We start from the raw sequence: 14195 nt of genomic DNA, 5'->3' as shown, positions 1-14195 counted from the left end.
CGATGCTGCTGCGACTGAGGGTGTCTCTTCCGGACAGGCCAGGCGGTCTGGGGCAGATCGCCAAGGCGCTGGGGGCGCTGGGAGCCGACATCCTGCAGGTCGTCGTGCTCGAACGCGAGTGCGGCCGCGCCGTGGACGACTTCACCGTCTCCTGGCCGGGCCCGATCACTCCGTGCGAGGCGAGCGAGCGGCTGTCCTCCATGCCCGGCGTACGCGTGGAAGGGGTCTGGCAGACCAAGGAGATGCCGGGATCCGCCCCCGACTACGACCTGTTGATGCACGTCGCGGCCGAGCCCGCACGAGGGTTCGCCACGCTGGTGGACGCGCTGCCCGGGCTGTGCGGGGCGGAATGGTCGGTGGCCGTGGCCGACGGCGCCGTGCGGCACGCCTCGCTGGCCGCCCCCGCCGAGTTCGACCCGCCCGAGCGCCCGCCGCGGGCCATCACCGTCGACGCCCGCGAGCTGCGGCTGATGTTGCTCCCGGTGCTCACCCAGGGCCTGCACGTGGTGGTCGCCAGGTCCGGCGGGCCGGTGTTCCACCGCGCCGAGGTCGAACGCGCCGCGCGCATCGTGGACGTGGTCGCCACGCTCGCCGCCCGGCCCACGTCCGTACGCGCGGGTCATTGACCGGGCGATCACCTCGTCACTAACGTGATCGGTGCGAACAGGAGCCGCTCTTGACCGTTCACGAGCCCAGCATCGGCCGCTACTACGAAGACTTCACCGTCGGGGACGTCTACCAGCACCCCATGGGCCGCACGATCAGCGAGGCCGACAACACCTGGTTCACGCTCCTGACCATGAACACCAACCAGAACCACTTCAACGCCCACTTCGCCGCCAGGGCCCCCACCGGCAAGATCATCGTGAACTCCGGCCTGACCGTGGCCATCGTGCTCGGCCTCTCCGTCATCGACGTCAGCCAGACCGCGATCATGAACCTCGGCTGGGAGGGCATCCGGCTCACCCATCCCGTGTTCGTGGGCGACACCGTCTACGCCGAGTCGAAGGTCACCGCGAAACGCGAGTCGGGATCGCGCCCGTACGCGGGCATCGTCACCTGCTACACGCGCGGCCTCAACCAGGACGGCGACGAGATCATGTCGTGGACGCGCACCGTCATGGTCTACAAGCGCGACGCGCCGCACGACAAGGACTACTTCCCGCGGGCCAGGAGCGGCCCCCTCTGACGGCCCCTTGACGGATCGAGAGCCATGGACTTCGAGCTGACGGACGAGCAGAAGGCGTTCCGCGAGACCCTGCGGGCGTTCGTGGACAAGGAGATCCAGCCGGTGGCCACGGAGTGGGAGCACTCCGGCCGATACCCGGCCGAGATCATCGAGAAGATGAAGCAGATGGGGCTGTTCGGCCTCAGCGTGCCCGAGGAGTACGGCGGGATGGGCGCCGACATGGTCTCCTTCGCCCTGGTCTTCGAGGAGATCGCGCGCGGCTGGATGGGCGTGGCGGGCACCATCGGCTCCCATTCGCTGGCCTGCTGGATGATCGCCCGCCACGGCACCGAGGAGCAGAAGAGCCGCCACCTGGCCGACCTGGCCGGCGGCGTCCGCCGCACCGCGATCGCGCTCACCGAGCCGGGCGCGGGCACCGACCTGCAGAGCATCCAGACGCGTGCCGTACGCGACGGCGACCACTACGTCGTGACCGGCACCAAGACGTGGATCACCAACGCCCGCCACGCCGACCCGCTGCCCGTGCTCGTCAAGACCTCGATCGAGGAGCCCGCCCACAGGGGCATGTCGGTGCTGCTCGTCGACCCCTCAGCGGAGGGCTTCAGCGTCAGCCGCGACCTGCCGAAGCTCGGCTACAAGGGCACCGAGACGTGCGAGGTGGTGCTCGACGCGGTGCGCGTGCCGGTGTCCTGCCTGCTCGGAGGCGTCGAAGGACGCGGGATGCAGCAGGTGCTCGGCGGGCTGGAGATCGGCCGCATCAACATCGCGGCCCGTGCCGTCGGCGTCGCCCAGGCGGCCTACGACGCGGCGCTCGCCTACGCCCGGGAGCGCACGGCCTTCGGGCAGCCGATCGCGGACTTCCAGGCCATCCAGCTCAAGCTCGCCGACATGGCCACCGAGATCCAGGCCGCCCGCCTGCTCACCTACTGGTCGGCCGCGCGGGCCGACAGGGGGGAGCGGGTGGACATGGAGGCGGGGATGGCGAAGTACTTCGCCTCGGAGGTGGCGCTGAAGGCCTCGCTGGAGTCGATGCGGATCCACGGCGGGTACGGCTACTCCCAGGAGTTCGTCGTCGAACGGCTCTACCGGGACGCGCCGCTGATGGCGATCGGGGAGGGCACCAACGACATCCAGCGCATGGTGATCGCCCGCGCGCTCGTCTCCGGCAAGGGCCGCCTCGGCTGGTGATCCGGGGAAGCGTCCCGCGGGCGCATCTCTTGGGCTGATACGGGTATGTTGGTGGGGGTGTCTGCAGCCGCCCCCGCCTCCGCGCCCCCTCACCCGCTTCCCTCCACCCGGCTCGCCTGGCTGGACGCCCTGAGGGGCATAGGTGCGATGGCGGTGGTGGCCGAGCACATGCTGCCCTGGTTCATCCCCCAGATCCGGCCCTACTTCTTCAACGTCGGTGTCTACGGCATCCTGGTGTTCTTCCTGGTCAGCGGCTACATCATCCCCGTCTCCCTCGAACGCCACGGCGACGTGCGCACGTTCTGGTTCAGCCGGTTCTTCCGGCTCTACCCCCTCTACCTCAGCGTGATCGTCGTGGTGCTGGCCCTCGCCTGGTGGGTGCCGGTGCGCGAGGCCGTCCCGCGCGACGCGAGCGCGGTGGCCGCTCACGCGACCATGCTGCTCGACGTCGTCGGCGTCGGAGGCATCGCCGACACGATGTGGACGTTGTCGTACGAGATGGTGTTCTACCTGCTGGTCACGGCGCTCTTCCTGCTGAGGGGCCACGGTCACAGCGGGCTGCTGGCGATGGTGTTCGCGGCCGGCGCCGTCGTGGTCGGACTGGTGACGTCGGGGGCGGTCATGGCGGGCGTCTGGCCGGCGTACGTGTCGTGCGCGGTGTTCGCCGTCGGGCTGGCGTGCGTCGTCACGGGTCGGTTCCGCACCACCGCCGCCTGCGTGCTCGGGGTGATGGCGCTGCTGTTGCTGCTGCTGAGCAGCCGGGTCCCGTGGCTGGGGGTGGCGGTGGTCGCGGTGATGTTCGCGGGCACGGCCATCCACCGCTGGGAGCGCGGCGACGGGCGGCTGTGGCCGGTGGCGGTCACCACGGCACTGGTCGTGATGGCGCCCCTGTGGGCCGTGACCAGCGGCTGGTGGTGGGTGCAGGGTGACGTGTGGCTGACCACGATCGTGCTGACCGGTCTCACGTTCGCGGGCGGCATGGCGCTGCGCGGGCGGCGGCTGCCCAAGGTGCTCACCTGGCTCGGGATGATCAGCTACTCGCTCTACCTGGTGCACCACCCGCTGCTGAAGTATTTCGTGGCGGTCACCGGCGACCTGCGCAAGGCGGCGCTGCCGGTGCAGATCGGCATGACCGTGCTGGTCCTGGCCCTGATCCTGGCCGGCAGCGCGCTGACCTACCGCTTCGTCGAGAAGCCCATGCAGGAGCTCGGCCGGCGCCTCTCAGGCAGGGGCGGCGACCGGCTCGAGAGCCCGGGCGATCTCCGGGCGCAGCCGGAGCGCGCGCGCGACGACGGCGTCCTCGGCGAGGAGGAGGGCCAGGCGCCTGACGGCGTGCGCGACCACGTGGGCCAGAGCGACGCGCTCAGGTGACGGCGTCGCGGGCGCCCGGCCCCGGGCGATCTCCAGCACGGGCAGCTCGGCCGCGGGCAGCCACGGCTCCGGATCGGGGCACACCGCGTACGTCAGGATGATCTCGCCGGCGGGGTCGTAGCGCCAGCTCGTGGAGTGCACGACGGTGGCCGGATCGGCGGCGGTGACCCCGCTGATCCGCCGGGCGGCCTCGTCAGGGCTTTCGCCGTGCTCCGGCTGGGTACGTGCATGCCGGTAGGACCAGCGATCGTCAGAGCCCACCCGGAGCATGAGCGTCTCAACCGAGACCATGTGTCTTCCCGTCACCGCCACCAACTTACTGCCATCCACGTGCAGATGCGTCACATGCGCATGTGCGTCCCGCTCTTGAACAGCTCGGCCGTTCCGGCTGGAGTCGATGAGGTGCGAGAGAGAGGCCGACAGGCATGCCCGGTTCGCTGGTGCTGATGGGGTCGGGGGAGACGAGCCCGACCATGGTCGAGATCCATCGCGCCGCGGCGCGTACCCTGCGCGCGGGGCCGCGGGCCGTCCTGCTCGACACCCCGTACGCCTTCCAGGAGAACCGCGCCGACATCTCCGCCCGCGCCCGACGCTACTTCGCCCGCAGCGTCGGCCTGGACGTCGAGGTGGCGGCCGGCGTCACCGGGGCCGACTGGGTGTTCTCCGGCCCCGGCAGTCCCACCTACGCGCTCGACCGGTGGGCCGCCTCGGGCGTGGCCGGAGACCTGCGGGCGCGCGTACGCGCCCGCCAGGGGGTGACCGTGCTGGCCTCGGCGGCGGCCTGCACCGCGGGCCTGGCCACCGTGCCGGTCTACGAGATCTACAAGGCAGGCGCAGAGCCCCACTGGCGTGCGGGGCTCGACCTGCTGGAGCCGCTCGGCCTGCGGGCCGTGGTGATCCCCCACTTCGACAACGCCGAGGGCGGCACCCACGACACCCGCTACTGCTATCTCGGCGAGCGGCGGCTCTCGCGCATGGAGCGCGAACTGCCGCCCGGCACGGCGGTGCTCGGCCTCGACGAGCACACGGCGCTCGTCATCGACCTGGACGATGAGTCCGCGCACGTGGCGGGCCGCGGCGGCCTGACCGTCCGGCGGCCGGGCTCACAGGCCGTCCTGGCCGCGGGGACGCGCACCGACCTCGCCGAGCTCCGCCGCCTGGCCGAGGGCCGCGCCACCGTCTCCCGGCCGGCCGCGCCCGCGCCGGGGGCCGAGCCCGCGCCCGCAGGGGCGACGCTGGAGGAGACCGCGCGCGCCTGCGAGAAACGTTTCAACGCCGCCGTGACCGAACCCGACATGGTGGCGGCCGCGCAGGCCGTCCTCGACTTGGAGACCGAGATCGTCAGGTGGGCCGCCGACACCGAGGAGGACTCCGGCGGGGTCGACCAGGCCAGGGAACTGATGCGGCTGCTCATCGCCCGGCTCGGCGAGCCGGCCTCGACGGCCCGCCTGCGCTCCCTGGGGCTGGGCGCCGTGGTGGAGCCGCTGCTCGCGCTCCGCGCCAGGCTGCGCGACGAGGGACGTTACGAGCTCGCCGACTCGCTGCGCTCGGCGCTGCTCGACGGGGGCGTGGTCGTGGAGGACACCCCCGACGGCCCCCGCTGGACCTCCGCGTCGTGATGACGCGGCAGGTAAAAGCACGGTAACGTGATTCCGTCACTCGACGTGATCACGTGACCACGCTTGGCGCTGTATCGGCGTGCGTGCGAGACTCGATCCCATGGAAGGCGATGAGGAGATGAGCGCTCTGCCTGCGGACGGCTGGCTGGTCGCCCACCCGCCACCGCGACGTGCCAGGCTCTTCTCCCTCCCACCCACCAAGGATGGTTACACCGTCGAGGACTGGCTCAGACTGCCCGAAACCGGGGAGTGGATCGAGTTGATCGACGGGAGTTTCGTCGTGAGTCCCATGCCCGCATACGATCACGCGCTCTGCGCCGGAAGGCTGCGGGCGATCCTGCTCGATGCGGCGCCCGACGAGTTCGAGGTGGTCGAGACAGGCAACCTCCGAGTCGGAGACGACGGGCTCATCCCGGACGTGGTGGTGGGGCATGCCGACGCGATAATCGCGGGCCCTGTCGCGCTTTCCGCGTCGGACGTCGTGTGTGTGGCCGAGGTGGTCAGCCCTGGCAAGGTCAACCGGGAGCGCGACTACACCATCAAACCACCGAGATATGCGGCGGCGGGAATACCCGTGTTCCTGCGGATCGACCTGGAAGGTCACGGCACCCCGCGCGTCGAGGTCTTCCACCTGGGCAAGGGTGCCTACGAGCTGGTCGCGGAGGCGAAGGCGGGCACCGTTCTCACGCTGGACCAGCCGTTCCCGGTCTCGTTCGACCCTGCCCTGCTCACTGGACGACGGCGCCGCTGAGCCACCGCCGGATGCCCCGCCGGAAGGGCGTCCGGCGGTGATGGAGTCGCAGCGTTCTCGCGGGCACCTGGCGCGTGATCTCGCCCGCCCGCACACCGGAGCGGGCTAGCGTCGTGGGGGGTCGATGCGGGCGCCGTCCAGGGTGAAGATCATGACACGGCTGAGGTCGACGCCCACCTTGGCGGGGTCGCCGGCACGCCAGACGGGACGGTTGCCCAGCCGGACGATGAGGTCGGAACGGCGGTGGATGCCGCTGTTGGGGTGCTGCCCCACCCGCTCCTGCTCCTGGTGCTGCTCCTGCTGCGAGAACAGCCGCTTCACCAGCCCTGTCAGCCTTCCTGATCCGTTCTTCGAGCCGTTGACGCGCCGGGCGGGGTCCGGCGGCTCGGGCACCGGCGCGAACGACATCCCCGACTCGAGGTAGGCGAGCCACTCGTGCCCGTGATATTCCAGCGCCCGCACCCGCCCGTAGAACGAGGGCCCGTCGTACGTCTCCGGCACCGGCGCCAGCCCGTCGGGGCGCAGGCCGACCAGGACCTGCCCGCCCGTGTGCTGGGAGATCGCGTACGCCCTGGGATCGCTCCACGGCATCGTCAGCCGGTGCGGGCCGAAGTCGAGCATGACGTACTGGTTCTGCGGTGTCCTGACGTTGGCCGCCAACAGGTTGAGCTGCTGGGAGTTGAGGAAGGCCGCCACGAAGGCTGTCGCTGGATCGTTGTAAATCTGGGCCGGGGTGCCGACGTCCTGGAGGACGCCGCGGTTGAGGATGGCGATCCTGTCGGCCAGGGTCAGCGCCTCGACCTGGTCGTGGGTCACGTAGATGGTGGTGACGCCGAGCGATCTGACCAGGGCCGAGATCTCCATGCGCAGTTCGGTGCGCATGCCCGCGTCGAGGTTCGACAGGGGCTCGTCCATGAGGAACAGCTTGGGTTGGCGGACGATGGCCCGGCCCATCGCGACGCGTTGCCGCTGGCCGCCGGAGAGGGTGCCGGGGCGGCGCTCGAGCGTCTCGTCGATGTGCAGGGCCTTGGAGAGTTCGGTGACGCGCTCGCGCACCATTCCCGGGTCCGCCTTGGCGATCTCCAGGGGAAAGGCGATGTTGCCGCGTACGGTCCTGTGCGGATATAAGGCGCCGTTCTGGAACACCATGGCGACGTCACGATCGCGCGGGGCCAGATGGTTGGCCATCTGGCCGTCGAGCCAGAGCTCGCCTTCGGTGATTTCCTCCAGGCCGGCGATCATGCGCAGCAGCGTGGACTTCCCGCACCCGGAAGGGCCGAGCAGGACGAGAAACTCGCCGGCTTCCGCCTGCAGGCTGAGGCGGTCGACTGCGAGGTAGTCGCCCGGATACACCTTGGTCACTTTGTCGAGAACGACCGAGCTCATGGGCCCACACCTTGCGCGCGTGTCACCTGTGACGGGGGCTGATTGATGAGGTAGTACATCGCGCCTTAACGGTACATGTCCACCCTTGATGTAAAGAATCTCGTTCAGTTGCGTTTCGGTCGGGGGTTATGGGCATCCGTAGGCATTGATTTCCGGTTATTAGGGGTGTGGAAGGGCTTGCGTAAACTTGCGGAAAGAGCTTTCATGGTCGAAACGACCGGGGGAGACTATGACCGCATGGTGGCGCGACGCCGTGATCTACCAGGTTTACGTACGCAGCTTCGCCGACGGCAACGGTGACGGAGTCGGCGACCTGATCGGCGTTCGCGATCGCCTGCCGTATCTGGCCGGGCTCGGCGTCGACGCCGTCTGGCTGACCCCGTTCTACACCTCGCCGATGGCCGACTTCGGCTACGACGTGGCCGACTACCGCGACGTCGACCCGCTGTTCGGGACGCTCGCGGACGCGAAGGCGCTCATCGACGAGGTGCACGCCCTCGGGATGCGGGTGATCGTCGACGTCGTCCCCAACCACACCTCCTCGGCCCACCCCTGGTTCCAGCAGGCGCTGCGCGGCGAGGGCCGAGACCGCTACATCTTCCGCGACCGGCCGAACGACTGGGAGTCGATCTTCGGCGGTCCGGCGTGGACGCGGGTCGAGGACGGGCAGTGGTACCTTCACCTGTTCGACCCCGCCCAGCCCGACCTCAACTGGGACAACGACGAGGTGCGCGGGGAGTTCGAGTCGATCCTGCGGTTCTGGCTCGACCTCGGCGTCGACGGCTTCCGGGTGGACGTGGCGCACGGCATGGTCAAGCCGGAAGGGTTGCCCGACATCGGCCGCGGCAACCAGGCCACGATGGTGGGCAGGGAGCCGGTGCCGTTCTTCGACAACGACGGCGTCCACGAGATCCACCGTTCGTGGCGGCGCGTGCTGGACTCCTACCCCGGCGAGCGGATCGGCGTGGCCGAGGCGTGGGCCCCCACACCCGAGCGGCTGGCCCGGTACGTCCGCCGGGACGAGCTGCACCAGGCGTTCAACTTCCACTACCTGTTCGCCCCCTGGGACGCGGCCGAGCTGCGCGAGGTGATCGACTCCTCGCTGGCCACGGCCGGCTCCGTCGGCGCCCCCACCACCTGGGTGCTGTCGAACCACGACGTCAAGCGGCACGTCACCCGCTACGGCAGCCTGGCGAGAGCCCGCGCCGCCGCGCTGCTCACGCTCGCCCTGCCCGGCTCGGCGTACGTCTACCAGGGCGAGGAGCTCGGCCTGCCGGAGGTGCTCGACCTGCCGCCGGAGCTGTGCCAGGACCCGCAGCGGCTGCGCGACCCCGACAGCGGCCGGGACGGGTGCCGCGTCCCGATGCCGTGGACGCGCGAGTCCGGCTGGACGCGCCCGTGGTTGCCCATCCCCGAGGAGTGGGGGGAGGTGAGCGTGCAGGCCCAGCAGGGCGTGGCCGGCTCGACACTGGAGCTCTACCGTACGGCGCTGCGCCTGCGGCGTGACCTCCGCGGCGAGCTGACCTGGCACGAGTCGCCCGCGGGCACGCTGGTCTTCTCCAGGGGCGCGTTCGCCTGCACGGTCAACCTCACCGCGGACCCCGTGGACTTCGAGGTCGACGGGGAGCTCCTGCTGGCCTCCGACGTCCCCGGCGCGGCCGATTCGGCGGCGTGGTGGAAAGTACAGTGTGAGGCATGAACGGTCACGCTCGCCTAGCCGACATCGCCGCCCAGGCCGGGGTGAGTGAGGCCACGGTCAGCCGGGTGCTCAACGGCAAACCCGGCGTCTCGGCCGCCACCCGCCAGGCGGTCATGACGGCGCTCGACCTCATGGGCTACGAGCGGCCACCCCGGCTGCGGCAGCGCAGCAACGGGCTGATCGGCCTGGTGACGCCCGAGCTGGACAATCCGATCTTCCCCGCGTTCGCCCAGGCCATCGAGAAGGCGCTGACCCAGCACGGCTACACGCCGGTGTTGTGCACGCAGCTTCCTGGCGGCGCCCCCGAGGACGAGTTCACCGAGCTGCTCGTGGATCGCGGGGTCAGCGGCATCGTCTTCGTGTCGGGCCTGCACGCCGACACCACCGCGCGGATGGACCGATACACCCGCCTCACCGATCGCGGGCTGCCGATCGTGCTGGTCGACGGCTACAGCGAGCACATCGACGCCCCCTTCATCTCGCCCGACGACCGCCTGGCCGCGCGGCTGGCCGTCCAGCACCTGGTCGACCTGGGCCACGAGCGCATCGGCATCGCGCTGGGGCCCCACCGGTTCGTCCCCGTGATCAGGAAGATCGAGGGCTACAAGCAGGCCATGGCGCAGCTGCTCGCCACCTCCGACGTCGACGAGCTGATCGCGCACTCGCTGTTCTCCGTCGAGGGCGGGCAGGCGGCCGCCACGCAACTGCTGGCCCGCGGCTGCACCGGCATCGTGTGCGCGAGCGACCTGATGGCGCTGGGGGCGATCCGCGCCTGCCGGCAGAGGGGGTTGTCGGTGCCGGGTGAGGTGTCCGTGGTGGGGTTCGACGACTCGCCGCTGATCGCTTTCACCGACCCGCCGCTGACCACCGTGCGCAAGCCGATCGGCGCGATGGCCTCGGCGGCCGTGCAGACGCTGCTCGAAGAGGTCAACGGCGCCCCCGCCAGACACGTCGAGCTGATCTTCCAGCCGGAACTCGTGGTCCGCGGCTCCACCGGCTCGGGCCCCCTGGTCAACCGGTGACCCGCGACATCCTCGTCCTCGGGGGCGCCGGGGTCGACACGACGGTCTACGTGCCCGAGCTGCCGCTTCCCTACCGCGACACCTACCAGGTGCCGCCGGTCGTCGACCGGATCGGCAACACCGGCGCGGGCGTGGCGCTGGGCTGCCACGCGCTCGGCCTCGCAGTCGCGTTCGCCGACCTGATCGGTGACGACCCGCAGGGCGCGCTGGTCCGCCGGGCGCTGGACGCGGTCGAGTGCCGCTGGGGGCACGCCGAGGCGGGCACCCGGCGCAGCGTCCTGCTCGTGGGGCCCGACGGCCGCCGCACCTCGTTCTACGACGCGAAGGTCACGCAGGGCGAGCGCCTGGCGCGCGAGCTCTACGCGGACGTACGCCCCCGGCACGTGCACGTGTCGATCATGGACTTCTGCCGCCACGCCCTCGACGACTTCGACGGCGTCCCGATCTCCACCGATCTGCACGACTGGGACGGCGCCGCCGACTACCACAAGGACTTCGCCTACCGCGCCGACCTCGTGTTCATGTCGGAGGCCGCCCTGCCGGATCCGGCCGCGGCCATGCGCGACCTCATCGCGCACGGGCGCGCTCACACGGTCGTGTGCACGCGCGGCGCCGGCGGTTGTCTCGTCCTGACGCGCGGCTCCGGCGTGCGCGCCTTCCCGGCCGCGCCGCTGCCCGCCCCGGCGGCCGACAGCAACGGGGCGGGCGACGCGTTCGTCTCCGGCTTCCTGTACGGCACGGCGCACGGCAGGCCGCTGGAGGAGTGCGTGCGGCTGGGCTCGATCGCCGGGGCGCACGCCTGCACGGTCACCGGCACGCACGAGTCGCCGATCACGGAGGCACTGCTGCTCGCGAGAGCCGCTCCTCAATAATGTGATAGTACGATTGAGCCGTGCTCGATCTCGTACGCGGTGTCTCGCCCGTCCTGGAGGTGCCCTTCCACGACGACGGCGCCCTCGATCCCGACGGCTTCGCCAGGGTGGCCGCGGAGGTGCTGGCCACGGGCGTCACGTCGGTCATGTTCCCCGGCTTCGCCGGCGAGTTCCACAAACTCGACGACGCGGAGCGCGAGCTGCTCACCACCCTGCTGCTCGACGTCACCCGCCCGCGCGACGACGTGGCCGCGATCGTCTCGGTCCCCGACCACGCCACCTATCACGCCGTCGCGCAGGCCGTACGCGCCGCCGAGCGGGGCGCCGACGCGATCAACCTGCTCCCGCCGCACTTCATGAGCCCCTCCCGCGAGGCCGTGCTGGCGCACGTGCGCGCGGTGCTGGCCGCGGTGGCGCCGCTGCCGGTCGTGCTCCAGTACGCCCCCGCCCAGACCGGCACCGCGCTCGACGCCGGCACCCTGCACCGGCTCGCCGCCGAGCACCCCAACCTGCACTGGGTGAAGGTCGAGTCGGCGCCGCCGGGCCGGATGGTCGCGGCGCTGGCGGAGGGGGAGCGGCCGCTGCCCGCCCTGGTCGGCTACGCCGGGCTGCACCTGCCCGACGCGCTGCGCCGCGGCGCGGTCGGTGTGCAGCCGGGCTGCTCGTTCACCGACCTCTACGTGGAGTTGTGGCGGCGCTGGGAGAGCGGCGACGAAGAGGGGGCGCTGGCCCTGCACACCCGCATGCTGCCCTACCTGTCCTACTGGATGCAGGGCGTGGAGCTGATCGTCGCCGCGGAGAAGGAGATCTCGCGCCGGCGCGGCTGGATCGGCTCGGCGCACTGCCGGGCCCCCGGCCACCGGCTCGACGAGGAGGAACACCGGATGATCGACCGGTTCGTCGAGGAGTTCGGGCTGGCGCCCGCGGCATGATCGCCGGCGGGCCGGCCCGCGTCCCTTCACATGAGCGACCTTTACCAGCGACGGAGAGCGGCGTGGAGCTACAGGGCCTGCACGGGCAGGTGGTCGACAGGATCGGCGGTTCGCTCGCGGCGGGTGAGCTGCGCGCCGGTCAGGTGCTGCGCCTGGAAGACGTCCAGGCGCGGTACGCCGTCTCGCGCACGGTCGCCCGCGAGGCCGTGCGCGTGCTGGAGTCCAAGCGGGTGGTCACCAGCCGGCCGCGCATCGGCGTCACCGTGCGCCCGATGAGCGCCTGGAACCTCTATGACCCCCAGGTGATCCGGTGGCGGCTCGCCTCGCCGGGGCGCGCGGCGCAGCTGCGCGAGCTGGCCGAGCTGCGCGCCGCGGTGGAGCCCGCCGCCGCGGCGCTGGCCGCCGGCCTCGCGGGGCAGGGCGTGCGGCAGGAGCTGATCGCCCACGCGCAGGCACTGACGAGCGCGGCGCGCGACGGCGACAGCGAGGGGCTGGTGGCGGCCGACGCCGCCTTCCACCGTGTGCTGCTCGCCGCGTCGGGCAACGGCATGTTCGCCCAGCTCGCCGAGGTGACCGAGGAACTGCTCAAGGCCCGGCGCGACCTGCTGCTCCTGCCCGAGCGGCTCGACACGGCCGCCGTCAGGCGGCACCTCGACGTGGCCGAGGCCGTCGCGGCGGGCCGCAGGGCGGAGGCCGCCGAGGCGGTGCGCTCGATCGTGGAGTCAGCCCGCGACGAGGTCGAACGCCTTCTCGACGGCGACACCACCCTCGCTTAGCCAGAGCGCCGGCGCAGGCACGGACACGCCCGCGCGGGCGGGGTCGCGGGGGGTCAGGCGGGGTCGCGCTCGCTCGGGGCGGCGGTCTCGGCGGCCAGCCGTCCGGGCGCCGTGAACGGCGCCGACGCCATCGCCACGACCGCCCCCAGGAACATGGCCCCCGCGATGACGAGCAACGGGGCGTCGAACGACCCTGTGGCCTCCTTGATCACCCCGATCAGCGGCGTGACCGCCAGGCCCGCGATGTTGGCGACGGAGTTGATGAGGGCCACCCCGGCCGCCGCGGCCACGCCCGTCATGAACGACGTGGCGCTGCCCCACAACGCGGGCACGGCCGACCACGCGGCACCGGTGGACAGCGCCAGCAGCGCGAACCCGAGCACGCCCGGCCCGGCCAGCACGCTGCCCACCAGCATCACCCCGGAGGCCGCCATCGGCACCGCCATGTGCAGCGCGTGCCTGCCCCGCCGGTCGACGCCGCGCGCCACGAGCACCATCGCCACCACGGCCAGCGCGTACGGCACCGCGGTCAGCAGCGCGCTCACGAAATCGCTCGGCTCGCCGAACCCGCCCTGGATCACCTGCGGCATCCACAGAGTCAGCCCGATGCTGTTGAAGGAGTACAGGAAGAAGAACAGCGCCAGCAGCAGCACCCCCGGGCTGGACAGCGCCTGCCGCACGGAGACCGTCCGCTGACCGTCGATCTCCGCCTGCTCGCGCGCGAGCCGCTCGACGAGCCACGCGCGCCCGCGCTCCGGCAGCCACCCGGCCTCGCGCGGCTCGTCGGTGAGGAACCTCAGCACCACGAACCCGAGCGCGACGGCGGGCAGGCCCTCGATGACGAACAGCCACTGCCATCCGGCGACGTCGAGGAACCCGTCCATCTTCATGATGAAGGCGCTGATGGGCGCGCCGATGACGGTGGCCAGCGCGGCGCCGACGTAGAAGCGGCCCATCGCCCGCCCCCGGTGGCTGGCGGGGAACCAGCGGGCCAGATACCAGATGATGCCCGGGGTGAACCCCGCCTCGGCGGCGCCGAGCAACAACCGCACGATGATGAACGACTTCTCGCCCTGCACCAGGGCCATGCAGGCCGACACGATCCCCCAGCTGATCATGATGCGCGCGATCCAGCGGCGGGCGCCGATCCTGGCCAGCACGATGTTGCTGGGCACCTCGAAGATCACGTACGTGACGAAGAACATGCTGACCCCGAGCCCGAACTGCGCGGCGGTCAGCCCGATCGCCTCGTTCATGCTCAGGGCGGCGACCGAGACGTTCGACCGGTCGATGTAGGCCACGATGTAGCAGACGACGATCAGCGGCATCAGGCGGCCGGTCACCCGGCGCATGGTCTCTCGCTCCAGCTCGCCGACGCTCATCCCGTGAC

13 protein-coding genes are annotated in these 14195 nt (G+C 71.3%); 11 read left to right on the top strand and 2 right to left on the bottom strand.

Annotated features, from left to right (window positions below; genetic code table 11):
* Positions 1 to 2 precede the first annotated feature (2 nt).
* From ACTWPV_RS35280 to ACTWPV_RS35255, 6 genes are all read left to right on the top strand, one after another.
* Positions 3 to 626 (top strand): amino acid-binding protein, encoded by a 624-nt coding sequence (locus ACTWPV_RS35280; RefSeq protein ID WP_347647288.1) that lies wholly within the window; start codon positions 3 to 5, stop codon positions 624 to 626.
* Between the two features lie 50 nt (positions 627 to 676).
* Positions 677 to 1189, top strand: a complete 513-nt coding sequence (locus tag ACTWPV_RS35275) for a MaoC family dehydratase (protein ID WP_443155089.1) — start codon at positions 677 to 679, stop codon at positions 1187 to 1189.
* A 24-nt stretch (positions 1190 to 1213) separates the two neighbouring features.
* A complete protein-coding gene (locus tag ACTWPV_RS35270; protein ID WP_443155088.1) occupies positions 1214 to 2377 on the top strand; it encodes an acyl-CoA dehydrogenase family protein in 1164 nt (387 codons plus the stop codon).
* Positions 2378 to 2434: 57 nt separating this feature from the next.
* Positions 2435 to 3748, top strand: coding sequence for an acyltransferase family protein (locus ACTWPV_RS35265; protein WP_443155087.1), 1314 nt, complete (start codon positions 2435 to 2437; stop codon positions 3746 to 3748).
* Positions 3749 to 4173: 425 nt separating this feature from the next.
* A complete protein-coding gene (locus ACTWPV_RS35260; protein ID WP_443155086.1) occupies positions 4174 to 5367 on the top strand; it encodes a CysS/YqeB C-terminal domain-containing protein in 1194 nt (397 codons plus the stop codon).
* A gap of 100 nt (positions 5368 to 5467) precedes the next feature.
* Positions 5468 to 6118, top strand: a complete 651-nt coding sequence (locus ACTWPV_RS35255) for a Uma2 family endonuclease (RefSeq protein ID WP_443155085.1) — start codon at positions 5468 to 5470, stop codon at positions 6116 to 6118.
* Between the two features lie 105 nt (positions 6119 to 6223).
* Here the strand turns inward: ACTWPV_RS35255 and ACTWPV_RS35250 are convergent, their stop codons facing one another.
* Complete coding sequence (locus tag ACTWPV_RS35250) at positions 6224 to 7504, bottom strand: ABC transporter ATP-binding protein (RefSeq protein ID WP_347647294.1); 1281 nt, start codon at positions 7502 to 7504, stop codon at positions 6224 to 6226.
* Positions 7505 to 7733: 229 nt separating this feature from the next.
* On the opposite strand from ACTWPV_RS35250, the gene ACTWPV_RS35245 reads away from it, so the two are divergent.
* The 5 genes from ACTWPV_RS35245 to ACTWPV_RS35225 all read left to right on the top strand — a co-directional run bounded on the left by ACTWPV_RS35245 (position 7734) and on the right by ACTWPV_RS35225 (position 12805).
* On the top strand, positions 7734 to 9203 hold the full coding sequence (locus tag ACTWPV_RS35245; RefSeq protein ID WP_443155084.1) for a glycoside hydrolase family 13 protein: 1470 nt from the start codon (positions 7734 to 7736) through the stop codon (positions 9201 to 9203).
* Entirely contained in the window at positions 9200 to 10225 is a 1026-nt protein-coding gene (locus ACTWPV_RS35240; RefSeq protein ID WP_347647296.1) for a LacI family DNA-binding transcriptional regulator, read from the top strand. Before ACTWPV_RS35245 ends, ACTWPV_RS35240 begins: the two co-directional genes overlap by 4 nt.
* Positions 10222 to 11097 carry a carbohydrate kinase family protein gene (locus ACTWPV_RS35235; protein ID WP_443155083.1) on the top strand — a complete coding sequence of 292 codons (876 nt, stop codon included), beginning with the start codon at positions 10222 to 10224 and terminating at the stop codon, positions 11095 to 11097. Before ACTWPV_RS35240 ends, ACTWPV_RS35235 begins: the two co-directional genes overlap by 4 nt.
* 20 nt (positions 11098 to 11117) lie before the next feature.
* The gene (locus ACTWPV_RS35230) at positions 11118 to 12029 is read left to right on the top strand and encodes a dihydrodipicolinate synthase family protein (RefSeq protein ID WP_443155082.1); all 912 of its coding nucleotides are present in this window, start codon (positions 11118 to 11120) and stop codon (positions 12027 to 12029) included.
* A 62-nt stretch (positions 12030 to 12091) separates the two neighbouring features.
* Positions 12092 to 12805, top strand: a complete 714-nt coding sequence (locus tag ACTWPV_RS35225) for a FadR/GntR family transcriptional regulator (protein ID WP_347647299.1) — start codon at positions 12092 to 12094, stop codon at positions 12803 to 12805.
* Positions 12806 to 12858: 53 nt separating this feature from the next.
* Here ACTWPV_RS35225 and ACTWPV_RS35220 read toward each other — a convergent pair whose 3' ends face one another.
* Positions 12859 to 14187 carry an MFS transporter gene (locus tag ACTWPV_RS35220; protein ID WP_443155081.1) on the bottom strand — a complete coding sequence of 443 codons (1329 nt, stop codon included), beginning with the start codon at positions 14185 to 14187 and terminating at the stop codon, positions 12859 to 12861.
* Positions 14188 to 14195: the final 8 nt, after the last annotated feature.

The organism is Nonomuraea sp. KM88 (assembly GCF_052245635.1).
Lineage (GTDB): Bacteria > Actinomycetota > Actinomycetes > Streptosporangiales > Streptosporangiaceae > Nonomuraea.
This window is presented reverse-complemented; position numbering and strand designations above follow the sequence as displayed.

What these genes read in the sequence shown, in the direction of transcription:
- ACTWPV_RS35250 (WP_347647294.1), bottom strand. Translation starts at nt 7,504, where the DNA reads ATGAGCTCGGTCGTTCTCGACAAAGTGACCAAGGTGTATCCGGGCGAC.
- ACTWPV_RS35220 (WP_443155081.1), bottom strand. Translation starts at nt 14,187, where the DNA reads ATGAGCGTCGGCGAGCTGGAGCGAGAGACCATGCGCCGGGTGACCGGC.
- ACTWPV_RS35260 (WP_443155086.1), top strand. Translation starts at nt 4,174, where the DNA reads ATGCCCGGTTCGCTGGTGCTGATGGGGTCGGGGGAGACGAGCCCGACC.
- ACTWPV_RS35240 (WP_347647296.1), top strand. Translation starts at nt 9,200, where the DNA reads ATGAACGGTCACGCTCGCCTAGCCGACATCGCCGCCCAGGCCGGGGTG.
- ACTWPV_RS35270 (WP_443155088.1), top strand. Translation starts at nt 1,214, where the DNA reads ATGGACTTCGAGCTGACGGACGAGCAGAAGGCGTTCCGCGAGACCCTG.
- ACTWPV_RS35280 (WP_347647288.1), top strand. Translation starts at nt 3, where the DNA reads ATGCTGCTGCGACTGAGGGTGTCTCTTCCGGACAGGCCAGGCGGTCTG.
- ACTWPV_RS35255 (WP_443155085.1), top strand. Translation starts at nt 5,468, where the DNA reads ATGGAAGGCGATGAGGAGATGAGCGCTCTGCCTGCGGACGGCTGGCTG.
- ACTWPV_RS35245 (WP_443155084.1), top strand. Translation starts at nt 7,734, where the DNA reads ATGACCGCATGGTGGCGCGACGCCGTGATCTACCAGGTTTACGTACGC.